This is a genomic window from Arcanobacterium buesumense (assembly GCF_012563545.1).
In the GTDB taxonomy this organism is placed as follows: Bacteria; Actinomycetota; Actinomycetes; order Actinomycetales; family Actinomycetaceae; genus Arcanobacterium; species Arcanobacterium buesumense.
The window spans coordinates 1,635,800-1,649,207 of record NZ_CP050804.1 but is presented as its reverse complement, the minus strand read 5'-3'; the positions used below and the strand labels follow the sequence as shown (position 1 = coordinate 1,649,207).

Sequence of the window (13,408 nt, the reverse complement as noted above, 5' to 3'; positions counted from 1 at the left end):
AAGCTGAGTATATTGATTTGGTAAGTGCCGGTTGTGTAAAGAACCGTAGTGGAATCATTTTTGAGAATTTATGGAGATAAGAGCAAAGATAGAACCATAACGATTTGTGTGTATGAACTGGTTATTGCTCTGTGTTTACTTTGTATACGCCAGATTTAGCTCGTAAGAGAAATATGAATGGAGTAGCTACAAACAAAATTTTAATTATTGTGGTAGGTAATTTGCTTTGTGGACAATTCTAGAGCAGGTTGCCAGACGTGAAACTACTGAAACATTGGCGCATGTATGAGCAAGAGCCGGCCCTGGACTTTCCGTAGAGAGCGCCAGAACCGGTCATGTTGTTTACAGGTATAGTCGCTGACGAAGTACGGTATCAAAGTTGGCAGAGTCTGCTGAGCCCATGACCGTTGGTTATTCTTAACCTATCTTTTTCGCCATCACTAGAGCTCGGCCTATTCCCCTCCCAGCCCGCGGAATCGCTCAATGAATGCTTGGAGTTGGGAGACTACGCGTTCACGTTTGAGGCCGCGTTGGTTGTCTTTTCGGAACCGTGAGATCGGCGGCATGATGTTGGAGATGGCAGTGCCGTCGGCTGGAATGTCAGCGCCATCTTTCATCACGTTGGTGACGAGATCGGTGGTTAGTGCGGGCTTGAGTTTTTCGGTTTCTATTACCGCGTTGAGTTCTTCGACGAACCGTTCGCGTATGAACTTGCTCCATTCTTCGTCTACACGTCCATTACTGCCGAGTTCGGCTACGTTTATGTGGGCGAGGAAGGCTTCGATGAGATCACGCTTGTTGTGTAGGGTAGGCGAGGCGTTGATGGAGCGGGTGATGTCTGCTCGTATTTCTTTGTCGAGTGCGCCGCCGTTGCGTTCGAGGGCTTCGCTGACGCGTCGCAGAATGTAGTCGACGTTGACTTCGACTTGTTTAGCGAGTTCGATTTCGAAGACGACGTCGTCGGCGATTGATTCTTTGTCTGCCTTGGCTTTCCGTCGGAAATCTTCGTATAGCTCGAGGTAGATAGATTGATAGTCTTGTTCGGAGCGTGGGTCTAGCCGTTCGACGTCGTTGAATTCGTCGAAGGATGACAATATGTTGACGAGTCTGAGCAGGGAACCCCATAGTCCGACGAATTCTTTTTGTTTTTTCTCGCCAAGGATTTGCTTATCTAGCGGGAAATTTTTGTGTAGTTCGGCGATCTTTTCCTGGTAGCTTGCGTAGTATTCGTTGAAGCTCTTGAGTAGTACGATTCCGCCGGCTTTTTTGTTGCCGAAGAGTTCGAGTGCAGCATCGGTTTCTTCTTCAAGGTTTCGGAAGCAGACGATATTTCCGTATGCTTTGACGGAGTTGAGGATACGGTTGGTGCGCGAGAATGCTTGGATTAATCCGTGTGAGCGCAGGTTTTTGTCCACCCATAGTGTGTTGAGGGTGGGGGCGTCGAATCCGGTGAGGAACATGTCGACGACGATGAGCATGTCGAGTTTTTGTTCTTTGAGGTTCTTCGAGACGTCTTTGTAATAGTTTTCGAAACTATTACCGTATGTGGAGAACGAGGATCCGAACATGTCGTTGTAGTCGGAGATGGCGTCGTCGAGGAATTCTCGTGATGAGGCGTCGAGCTTGTCGGCGTCGAGTGATTCTTCGCGTGGCAGGCCGGTGGTTTGTTCGTCTGGGTCTTCTTCGTTTGGTGCGTAGCTGTAAATGATCGCGATTTTTAGTGGATCGTAGCCTGGATTTTGTGCTGCTCGTTCGGCTTGGGCGAGTTGGAAGGCGTTGTAATACATTTTTGCAGCGTCGATAGAGCTGCAGGTGAGGATGGAGTTGAATCCGCGTATTCGGGTGCCGTTCCTTGAGTAACTCGTATTGCGTTTGGTTTTATGTGCGAAGTGATCGAGGATGTAGTCAGTGATTGTGCGAATGCGGTCGATATTGAGTAGTGCTGTCTCGGTTTCTATGCCGGCAACGTCGACTGTAGAATTAATGTCTTTGGCTTTAATGGTGTTGATATAGTCAATCCGGAAGGGCAGCACGTTTTTGTCGTTGATTGCGTCAACGATGGTGTAGGTGTGTAGCTTGTCGCCGAATACTTGTTCTGTTGTGCGTAGGTTGGTTTTTGACGTGCTTGGGGAGTTCACGGCGAAGATGGGGGTGCCGGTGAATCCGAAGAGGTGGTAGCGCTTGAATGATTTACGGATTGCTTTGTGCATGTCTCCGAATTGGGAGCGGTGGCATTCGTCGAAAATGATGACGACGTGTTTGCCGTACACGTCATGTTGGGCGTTGTTTTTGACGAAGATGGAGAGTTTTTGGATTGTGGTGACAACGATTTTAGTATCTGGATTTTCGAGTTGTGCCTTTAATGCTGCAGTGGAAGCATTTCCAGATACTGCGTCTTTTTGGAAGCGGTTGTATTCACGGATGGTTTGGAAGTCGAGATCTTTCCGGTCGACGACGAAGAGTACTTTATCTATTCCTTCTAGCTTGGTGGCTAGTTGAGCAGTTTTGAAACTGGTGAGGGTTTTTCCTGAGCCTGTGGTGTGCCAAATGTAGCCACCGGCCTGGGTAGTTCCCCAGGTTTTACTGTTGGTGGATGTGAGGACGCGGTTGAGGATTCGTTCGGTGGCGACGATCTGGTATGGGCGCATGACGAGCAGTGTTTGCTCGGTGTTGAATACGCAGTATTTGGTCAGAATGTTGAGCAGGCTGTGTTTTGCGAAGAAGGTTTTGGCGAAGTCCATGAGGTCGTCGATGACGTTGTTTTCGGCGTCGGCCCACCAGATTGTGAAGGCGTACGAGTTCGATGTTTTCTTTGAGTTCTTTTTGTCTTTGTTTTCGTTGATTACGCCGGCACGGGTGGTGTTTGAATAATATTTGGTTCGGGTGCCGTTGGAAATGACGAAGATCTGAATGTACTCGTATAGTCCGCTGCCTGCCCAGAATGAGTCTCGTTGGTAGCGGTTAATTTGGTTGAATGCTTCGCGTAGGTTTACGCCTCGGCGTTTGAGTTCGACGTGTACGAGCGGGAGGCCGTTGACCAGAATTGTTACGTCGTAACGGTTGTCGTATGTGCCGGTTGCTTCGTATTGGTTGAGGACTTGGACGCGGTTGGCGTGGATATGTTTTTTGTTGATGAGCAGAATGTTTTTGACACTGCCGTCGTCACGGATGAGGGGTTGGATGTGTCCGTCTGCTTGGAGTTTTTGTGTTTTCTCAACGATTCCTTCGTTTTTGTTGGCGATGGATTGGGTGAAGAATTGTTGCCATTCGGTGTCGCTGAAGGTGATGTCGTTGAGGAGTTCGAGTTGGGTTCGTAGGTTGGCGATGAGTTCTGCTTCGCTTGTGATCGATAGGCGTTCGTAGGCTTGCCGTTGTAGCTGGGCAATGAATGCTTCTTCGAGCTGCGCTTCGGTTTGATATTGGTCGGAGCGTTTTTGTTCGGGTTCGTATTTGGCGACGACGGTGGCGTCGTCACGAACAACAACAGGGGAGTAGCGGTATGCAGAACTTGGCTCGGTCATGTTTATTCTTCTGGTGTTGGGAATGATAGGAGGGCGTCGCGATAGTATTCGTACTGTTGGCGGCGAGCTTGAATTTCGGCTGGTAAACCTGACGAAATATCGTTTACAAGAGCATCGAATTTATCGAGAATGTCAGCGATACGCTTTTGTTCTTCGAGAGATGGTATGGGAATACGGATTTGCGATAAAGATTTTGCAGAAATACGCTTAATTTTCGTTCCGGTTATGAGTCGATTTTTCTGCCCGTGGAAATGGCAACTTGCAAAAAAGTGCGAGACATAGTTTGGGAACAATTCATGGCGAAATATTAGTGCATCATTGCTGACTGCAAGTTTTTCAACTCCTAGCCACGTAAGTGATTTAGCTAGGTCATGGCTATTTTCACTGGTAGTTGCAATGATCAGGTTTCCATAGTTAGCCAGTTTTGATGGAGCGATAGGAATGGAATGAATATGCGAGCGTGTTCTTGTGGTAGATAGCCCATAGTGAGTATAGATTTCACCGTAGTGCACCGCTGGTATTCCAGAGGCAACGAAATCTTTCTTCTGTATAGGAATTCCCCGAGAGAAGGTGCCGATTTCACCCAAGGTCGTCCACCTCGTTCGCCCCCCCTCAGGTGGGAATGTCAGCAAGGAATCGCGATAGAACTGGTATTGTTTTTTCCGAGCTTCCAGCTCCGCTTCCAGCTCCGCTTCCAGGTTCGTGAACATGTCCAGAATTTTCACAATTTCACGCTGTATGTCAAGCGGAGGGACAGGAATTATAATTTTAGAAAGAGATTTGGCGGAGATTGTTCTAACTTTTGTCCCCGTAATGAAACGACGTTTTTGATGATCGAAACTCGAAGATGCAAGAAAATATGCTAAATATTCCGGGACTAAGTTCGTCTTCGCAATCAGGGTATGGTTACTCACTGCAATAGGGGTAGACCCTAGCCATGCAACAGCTTTTCCTAGATCTTCGTTATTCTCACTCGTATCAGCGATAATTACATCACCAGTCTGGGCTTTCTTCGATTTTTCATAAACGGACTGGGATACGTATGAAATAGTTTTCTTTGTAGAATGACGGTAATGAGTATAAATCTGGCCGTAATGTATACAAGGGTTTCCGGTTGTTTGCAGGTCTTTTTTTTGGGGGCCATTTCCGCGCGAAAACTCCGCCACCTCACCTAGTACTCGCAAAGGGATGTCGGTTGGAGAAAGCCGCGCTAATAGTTCATTGATGTTCATTCTTTGTCACCCGCTTTTGTGCATCCTTGATATAAGAAAGATAGTCACGATCCACATCTGTTACTTGGGATGCAGTTCTTGATTTATATTTTTTCAGCTCCGCGAGAGCATGATTGTCTGCTTGCTTTTTCGAGATTTTCCCAGCGTTTGAAAGAATAGGAGCTTCCATGGCTTGCAGCATATTAGTTAGATGAGTTAACCAGTCAGCCATTCGGGTGACTTGATGCAGTTTTGCTCGTAGCTCTGCAGCATCAAAATAGGCAGACACGATTAAGTTCAATCGAGAGATTTCTTCCTCAGACAAATAGTTTTTCGCCACAACAACATCACTACTGCGCGGATTGTCATGGGCAACTATTGTAAGGCCCATGTATGGTTGCGAAGCATCTGCCCGACTGTAAATTATTTCTGCGGCTGTATGTCCATGCGCGGCATAGTGAAGTTTATTCTGAATTGTTGCGAAAAATTCACGACTTTCTGGTGTATTGGGGTCGTAATCTACACTCGTGGCATAGAGATCCAGTACTTGTTGGTATAGGCGTCGTTCGCTGGAACGAATGTCGCGAATTCGCTCCAGTAGCTCTCGCCAATACTTATCGGGGCCATCAGCAAGCCTCTTATCATCCATCGTGAATCCCTTCACGATATATTCACGAATCCTGCCGGTTGCCCACTGCCGGAACTTTGTTCCCGCTAAGGACTTGACGCGGTAACCCACCGAAATAATAACGTCCAGATTGTAATAGGTGACAGTGTATGATTTTCCATCTGCAGCAGTTGTTGCAAAATTTGCAACAACTGACTGTTCGTCTAGCTCTCCCTCGGTAAAAATGTTTCTAATATGCCGAGAAATCACAGACTTATCGCGTTGAAATAGTTCAGCCATCTGACCCTGGGTGAGCCAAACTGATTCGTTTTCAAGATAGACGTGAAGTTGAATATCGCCGTCGTCATCAGAATAAAAGAGCAACTCGCCAGCAGGAAGTTCGGGAAGATTAGTCATTGTTCTAAACCTCGCACGATCTCATCGATTTGCGTACGTAACTCGGTTTGTCGGGCGACGATCTGTTCGATACGCGCATTGAGCTCAACGATATCAATTACTTCGGTGGTGTCTTCCGGCTCCACATAGCTAGAAACAGACAAGTTGTAATCATTCTCAGCAATCGTTCGATTATCAACCACCGCCACTCGGTGATCTACTGATTCACGATTCGTATAGAACTGCAGGATCTGTTCCTGATCGCTGGCGCGCAACTGGTTCTTATTTCCGGAACGAGCAAACAAATCAGAAGCATCGATGAACGCAACATTGTTATCAGTCTTCGACTTCTTCAACGTCATGATGCACGTTTGAATGGTGGTTCCAAAAAATAAATCTGGTGGAAGCTGAATAATTGAATCCACAAAATTATGCTCCACCAAGTATTGGCGAATCTTCGCTTCTGCACCGCCACGGTAGAGGACACCAGGGAACTGAACGATAGCTGCAGTGCCATCCACAGCCAACCAATTCAAAATATGCATCGTGAACGCAAGATCAGCTTTTGACTTCGGGGCCAGAACACCCGCAGGAGCAAAGCGTTCATCATTAATCAATGCCGCATCGTCAGAACCAACCCACTTTGTCGAATACGGTGGGTTAGAAACAATCACTTCAAACGGTTCATCATCCCAATGTTGGGGATGAATGAGGGTATCTCCATGCGCAATGCTGAACTCTGAATAATTGATGTCATGCAAAAACATGTTAATACGGCACAAGTTATAGGTAGTGAGGTTAATTTCCTGGCCGAAATAACCACCACGCACATTTTCCTTACCCAAAACCTTGCTTAGCTTGAGAAGCAAAGAACCAGAACCGCAAGCCGGATCGTAAGCCTTATTCACCGACGTCTTACCAACAACCGCCAATTTTGCAAGCAACTCGGAGACCTCAGGTGGAGTGAAAAACTCACCCCCAGACTTACCAGCAGACGACGCATACATCGTCATCAGATACTCGTATGCATCCCCAAAAGCATCAATCGCGTGCGTATCGGCACTTCCCAGTGGAAGATCACCAATAGCGTTGAGTAGTTTTACGAGCTTTTCATTACGAGCAATAACTGTTTGGCCAAGCTTCGCAGAATTAACGTCAATATCCGCGAATAAACCCTTCACATCGTCTTCCGCAGACGAACCAATCGCAGACCCTTCAATGCTCTTGAAAATCGAATCAAGAGTTTCATTCAAATTCTCGTTCTGGGCTGCATGCTTTTTAACGTTGACAAAAAGCTGACTGGGAAGAATGAAAAAGCCCTTATCATTCACTGTTTCTTGTCGGCCGAACTCAGCTTCCTCGTCCGGAAGCGAAGTGTAATCAAAATCAGGATCCTCCTCCATCGAATTCAAATAATTCGTGAGGTTTTCTGAAATGAAACGATAAAACAAAAGACCCAACACGTAAGATTTGAAATCCCACCCGTCAACACTACCGCGCAAATCGTTGGCAATACGCCAAATAGTCTTATGCAGCTCGGAGCGTTCAGCAGTTGTTAATGAAGAATTAGCCATGAGTATATTTTTACATAGAAATGAGTGGGAGAGCAGGGAATGACACTTCGAGGTTGAAACTTACGGGTGGGCAATGCGGCGCAGATTTTCGACTCCTCCTTGATTAATTATGTCAAGCGCAAGAGTGTTAAGAGAGGTAAGGGGGTCTTGAGTTGAAGCTAAAGGATCGATGTCCATTGTTATTGGTTGAAAGCGGTTAATGGGGGATTCAATATCTAATAGCCAGTTTGATCGAGAATCGAGTGTACGAATGAAGATCGTTTCTTCAACATGACCGATCAAGGCGGTTCGAATTCAAGAAGATGCAGCGCAAGTTATGTAAATCTACCGGCAAGCATAAATGCGCACGGTAGGTATGGGGATGAATTTGCTGATTCTGCGGGATTCGACACACGCAGTATAAGCCGTTTAACGACTTGCTTCCAGAAGTTTCTGAAATGGTTAGCCTGTCGCAACGTGCGTTTGATAGCACTACCTTGCGTGGAGCCCAGCGTGAATGGACTATGCATGGTTTCAAACTGCGATCGGCTTGCCAGTGGTAGTAATACGATAAGGTGCTTCGTCGTCGTTAAATAGGTATACGAAGTTTGGAACGCCCAATATTTGATACTGAAATGAAATTCGAGCATGCAATAGCTATTGTGCGAGAACGAAATACTCCCTTACTTTCCGGACATATTCGGGTGTGTTAGCCGAGTAATTCGGATATGCCAATCGGAGCTGTTCAACGCCTTTTGCGTGAACTAGAACAACATTATCTGTCGTATGCTCGTTTGATTCTATGGTTTGTTCTAGCTTTGCATACTTCGCAAGAGCATTTTCGAGCTGTTCTGATGTAAAGGGTTGCACTAGTAGAAATTGATCCTCTTTTGTGAAAGATAAGATAAATATCTCGGAGCTTTCGGCATTGCCCGTTATAAGTTCTAAAACATCACTACAAGCTTCCTCCATGTCATCGATGAGCGATCTGAAAATGTCAGAACTTGAAAGCTGCGTTAATAGTTCTTTCTTAGTTGAAGAAGCCCCCGGAATTATAGTTGTATGTTCTTCTAAAGCAAATAGACTTGAAACGATCGCAAGGGAGTTCTTTAACTCGCGTAAATTCTCCTTTTCTATCGAATTGATAAAATTTGGGCTTTTTATAGATTCGCCATAAAGCTCGTCAACAACTTCGATTGCTGTCGCCCAATAATGCTGAAGCTTTGTTCTAATTTGAATTTCTATCCGGTATTTGACGCCATCAATTTCTTGCTGAGTTAATATGTGGCAAGACCTATATCCGCTTTCTTTGGGCTCATTTATATAATCCTTCATGCGCAATATATGAATACTTGTGAGATGATCAGTCAAAAATTTTTTGGCTATTTCCACATCGTCGATAGTGCTAACAATTAACCGGCAACCGCCAACATCATCGAGTGTGCTTAACTCGAAATTGCTATTTGGTCGCTGAATTTTGTTAACAATGGACTTAACCCTCTTCATTCGGAATGTGGCAACTGCCCCATCAATAATTTGAGCGCACTGCATCACGATCTGAAAACAGTTTTGTGTAGCGGGGACACATTGGTTACGCCAACACTGCACCACTCTGATTGCTTCGATATAGGTGTCTTCTCCCGGTGAGACGCTTTTGGTCTTTAATAGCTTACTCTTTTTCCTCGCCATCGAGCGAGAGATCGGCGTATCACAGTTCGCATTTTTAACCGAATTCATGTGTATTATAATAATCTATTAGTAATAGTGATCTGGAGGAGGCTTGTATGGCAAGTATTAATAATGTTGCACGGCATATTCTGTCGAACTACAAGTCTCTTACAACTATGAAGTTGCAAAAGCTTGTTTTCTATTCGCAAGCGCATGCCCTAGCTACAACCGGACATCCGCTTTTTGAATCTGATTTTCAAGCATGGCGTGGCGGCCCAGTCGCCGTCGACCTATATCATCTTCACCGCGGTAAGTTTTTTGTTTCTGAATCAGAGATCCCGGATCGAGGAACTGAGCTCACTGAGAATGAAATTCGGATAGTTGACCAAGTACGTGACGAACTTGGGAGCTTATCTGGAAGAGAATTAAGCGAACGTACCCATAGTGAACAACCGTGGATAGGCGCTCGTAGAAATCTAGGACCTGGTGATCCAGGAAATGTTGTCATCACTAAGGAATCTATGACCGATTATTATCGCTTAAACCCAGTGATTACGCCACGGTAGTTAGTGTTGGTAGCGGAGAGCTTCTTTCTGGTAGCTCTCCGCTACATATAAGGGTAGTTTTGAAAAATTTTACCTCGAATCTCTCAGCATAACTGCTAGCATTCGCAAGCTCAGATGCGGCTGCAGCGTGTGAGAAGTTAATAAAACTCAGAGCTTATCCATGTCTGAACTTCGTAGTATCCTTTCTTCATGACCAATCCACAGAATGATTTTGAAGATAATGGTGCTTCTGAAAATAACCAGCTTACCGTCATCGAAGATGAGGACGGTCTGGTAATTTTTGGCGCTGGCGAAGCTCTGATAGAAGCACTCGAACAACGCGGTGCAAAATCCCGACCTTTTTCGCCTACGCAATCTATTCTTTCGTCGCTTGGTTCTATAAGCTCATTAGGTGGATTAGTTACTCAAGAATCAGGGCGCTGGGTAAAATTAACCGAAGAATCCGCAAAATTAGTAGCGGAACGTGGCGGTATTGCGAATGTTCCTGCCGGCGTCGTTCGCCAAGATAATGGCCAAATTATCAAACACATCAAGTTTGATCAAACTGGTTTGATGGATCTTAACCCGGCATCTTTCGTCTCGTTCGGAATGTACATGCAACAGATGGCACTCCAGCAGCAACTCGAAGAAATCCAAGAATATCTTGTCACGATAGATAAAAAGCTCGATACGCTAATACGGGATCAGCACGATCGTGTTATTTCGGAAATCTTCGGCCTGCAAATGCGGGTAGATGAGGCAGCTGAGATTGCTCAAAATGTTGGCGAGTTAGGTGATATTGCGTGGTCAAAGATTGACGACGCCGAAAAAGTCCTTGCCGAGGCGCAAGCATATGCATTGCGAAAAATTGAGTACTTAAGGAAAGAAATATCGAAGACAGAGTTTAGTTCCGAGCTGCAAAGGCTGATGAACACTGCGGTTGAAGACGTTCCGCAATGGATGCTTGTCTGTGCGCATGCACTCAAGATTGGTGATCAGGTAGCCTTGCTTGAGCTGGAAAAAGTTCAGCATGACACCCCGCAGGCATACCTTGCCCACCGGCACGCAAAGAAGCGGGCACGGCAACGCCGGTTGCAACTCATCACTGATGGAATTTCAGTTTGGGGAGAGATGCTGGTGGCAAAAGCTGAGGAAGCTCGGGATAATAAACTACTCCATCCGATAACCGCCGATGCGGTTATTTCAGATGCCGAAAGCATTGCTCGCGATACACAGAATATTTTGCGCGTTCTGGCAGATCAAGAGATGGTGCTAGATGTGGGCGAGCGTCCGGCGTGGTTAACAGTGGCGAGCAATTTTGTGTCGGAAAAATCGGATAGTATTTCGCGGACTGCCGAGGAAGCATCCACCTATGCTGTAGAACAGCTTAAAGCTGCTCCACAGGCCATATCGTCCGCGGTTTCGTCAGTATTTAAGAAGTATTGGGATTAGTTAGTACCCAAGTAAACAAGACTGAGGTGTGGGGAGTGCTGAACTCCCCACACCTCAGTTAACATCTCGTACTGCGACTATGCGCCTGTGTTGCTAGCTTTCCTTACGACGCTGAGCAACGAGGAGCGCGCCAGCGCTTGCAGTCAATCCGGCAAGCGCTACTAGCCCGAGTGTTTGCGCACCCGTCTTCGCAAGCATCTTGCCTGGCTTTTGAATTGGTTCTGCTGGTGTGAGCGGAATCAATGGTGTGCCTGGCTTTTGGATTGGTTCTGCTGGTGTGAGCGGAATCAATGGTGTGCCTGGCTTTTGGATTGGTTCTGCTGGTGTGAGCGGAATCAATGGCGACGACGGGCGCTCGATCGTCGTCGTCGGATCAACTATCATTGCCGGCAACGTAATATCGACGTTCCCGGTGTATACCGGCGACTTTCCAGCTGTCTTCTCCCCATCTGGATGGGTGTAGGCCAACTGAATCGTAAACTGCGCATCCTTAACCGTGTCTGCGCTTGGAGTTCCATAAATAACGCAGGCGGTACCAGCGTCATTAAGCTTGACATGAAGTCCAGCAGGTAGATCCGTTACCGCACAGGTGAAGGCAAACTTTCCGGGATTAGATACCGGGATTTCAACTGGTGTGATCTCCTTACCCTTTTCGCCAGCAACTGTTGGGACAGATGGTAACTGTGGTGCCACTGCGCAACCGTTACCATCAACATGGGCATCGGCGGGAGTATCCGCACACTTATCCGCAGTGTCTGCTACGCCGTCACTATCACTATCACGGTTAATCGTTGCATTCAATGTAGTGGTGAAAGTGGACCCGTCAGAATTCTTCACAGTAAAGGACACTGGCACAACTCGGCTTGTTTCCTCATCGGCCCAATCCTGAACAACTGGGGTTCCGGAAAGTTTTCCAGTTGCTGGGTCGAAAGTTAAGCCTTGTGGAACATCAGTTGCCGAAACAGTTGCCTGATCATCTTCAGTAGTGATCTCTAGGGTGGCTTCGTCAGCTTTACCTTCGGTGAAGGTTGCTTCACCAGTAACCGTCAATGTGCCGATTGGAGCGATCTCTACTAATGGCTGGTCTACCTTGACTTGTGCAATAGTTTCTGTGACCTTTCCATCTGGCAACGTCACTGATACTGGAATGTCAATGGTTGAACCGGGCTTTGCGCCTTGTGGCAGTTTTCCAGATAGCGATCCATCAGGATTGACGGTGACCCACTGTGGTGTTTTATCATTCTCGGCGAAGGTCATCTTGTCTGGAACAGCGAATTGTTCGACGTCCTCGGTTGGAACGACGTCGACTGTCGGCGCTACGAAGTCTACCTGGGAGTCAGGCAACGCTGAGACCTGTGAGTAGTGTGCCTGCAACTCCTTGGAATGAAGCGTGAGAGTCCATCCTTCGATATCTGAGCCATCAACTGTGAGGTCGTAATACTGGGCAAGCTTATCTGCAGGAGCACTGGAATCTGCAAACTCGGCTGTCAACGTAAACGATTGATACTTTCCAGTATATTGGCTGAACATGTCCAAGTGATTCGAGGATAAGGCACGGTTAAAATCGTTGTCGTTTGGATTTGTTCCCGGGGTGACGTTGGCAAGATAAACCGTCTGACCATCCGCAAACGGGATGACTGCAGTGACCGGCTTACCGTTTTTGTTTGTGTGTACTTCAGTCGCGCCGTTGTATGTCTTATTCAGGCCGAATTTAACCTTAAGGTTATCGCGGTGTTCACTAAATACCGTGCTGTCGTCGGCAATCTTGAAGCTGACGTCAGTGTTTGCATTTTGCTCTAAAGCAAATCGGATAGTGTCGGTACCTTGCGCTGGGTCAGGGCCATTTTCTCGTCCAAGCGGGCACGCAGATGACGCGCTAACGATGCGGGTAGTGTGCTGATTCTCCCCGACTGGATAGCCCGGATATAAATCGGCACAGTTCCAGTCACCCGACAGGCGAATGTCTGTGTAGGTAGTACCACCCCATTCGTAGGATGCGGTGGGGATAGAGTAGGTTTGCGATTCGCCCAGTTTTGTTTCCAATAAAATGGCCGGATGGAAGAGTGTTCGTTCGTTTGTGTTCGGATCAGTTCCAATTAAGTGGAACTGGGCTAAGAGTGTTTCTTCCTGGCCCTTCATTGATGGATCAAATGTGACAAAATTTTTGCTGTCCCAGTCAAAATGGAAAGTATACTGATCAGCTAGATTGCTGGGGGTTTGGTCAGTTTCGACAGCAGGAGCCGCCTGTGCCATAGATGTGGTTATAGCTCCCATTGTCAGGAGCGCAGTAAGTGATAAAGTTGCACAAAATTTGCGTAACTTATGATGAAAAAACATGTATTGTCCTTCATGAGTCTTTGTATGGTTCGAGTGATGAGTAGCGCGTTGAGTGTTCATGAGTGGAACGGGCGCATATTGATCATCACCTTCTTTCCATCTTATTGACACTTTGCCG

Annotated in this window: 8 protein-coding genes; 2 read left to right on the top strand and 6 right to left on the bottom strand. The window is 46.7% G+C overall.

Annotation, left to right across the window (positions count from 1 at the left end; translation table 11 throughout):
• Positions 1-452: 452 nt before the first annotated feature.
• The 5 genes from HC352_RS07605 to HC352_RS07585 form a co-directional block, all read right to left on the bottom strand.
• Positions 453-3,521, bottom strand: a complete 3,069-nt coding sequence (locus HC352_RS07605) for a type I restriction endonuclease subunit R (RefSeq protein ID WP_168918307.1) — start codon at positions 3,519-3,521, stop codon at positions 453-455.
• A gap of 2 nt (positions 3,522-3,523) precedes the next feature.
• Complete coding sequence (locus HC352_RS07600) at positions 3,524-4,753, bottom strand: restriction endonuclease subunit S (RefSeq protein ID WP_168918306.1); 1,230 nt, start codon at positions 4,751-4,753, stop codon at positions 3,524-3,526.
• Positions 4,740-5,756, bottom strand: coding sequence for a virulence RhuM family protein (locus HC352_RS07595; protein ID WP_168918305.1), 1,017 nt, complete (start codon positions 5,754-5,756; stop codon positions 4,740-4,742). The genes HC352_RS07600 and HC352_RS07595 overlap by 14 nt, the downstream gene beginning before the upstream one ends.
• Entirely contained in the window at positions 5,753-7,309 is a 1,557-nt protein-coding gene (locus tag HC352_RS07590; protein WP_168918304.1) for a type I restriction-modification system subunit M, read from the bottom strand. The genes HC352_RS07595 and HC352_RS07590 overlap by 4 nt, the downstream gene beginning before the upstream one ends.
• A gap of 636 nt (positions 7,310-7,945) precedes the next feature.
• Complete coding sequence (locus HC352_RS07585; protein WP_168918303.1) at positions 7,946-9,025, bottom strand: RelA/SpoT domain-containing protein; 1,080 nt, start codon at positions 9,023-9,025, stop codon at positions 7,946-7,948.
• 47 nt (positions 9,026-9,072) lie between these two features.
• On the opposite strand from HC352_RS07585, the gene HC352_RS07580 reads away from it, so the two are divergent.
• On the top strand, positions 9,073-9,522 hold the full coding sequence (locus HC352_RS07580; protein WP_168918302.1) for a Panacea domain-containing protein: 450 nt from the start codon (positions 9,073-9,075) through the stop codon (positions 9,520-9,522).
• 189 nt (positions 9,523-9,711) lie between these two features.
• Positions 9,712-10,953, top strand: a complete 1,242-nt coding sequence (locus HC352_RS07575) for a hypothetical protein (protein WP_168918301.1) — start codon at positions 9,712-9,714, stop codon at positions 10,951-10,953.
• A 93-nt stretch (positions 10,954-11,046) separates the two neighbouring features.
• Here HC352_RS07575 and HC352_RS07570 read toward each other — a convergent pair whose 3' ends face one another.
• On the bottom strand, positions 11,047-13,290 hold the full coding sequence (locus HC352_RS07570; RefSeq protein WP_168918300.1) for a Rib/alpha-like domain-containing protein: 2,244 nt from the start codon (positions 13,288-13,290) through the stop codon (positions 11,047-11,049).
• Positions 13,291-13,408 lie beyond the last annotated feature (118 nt).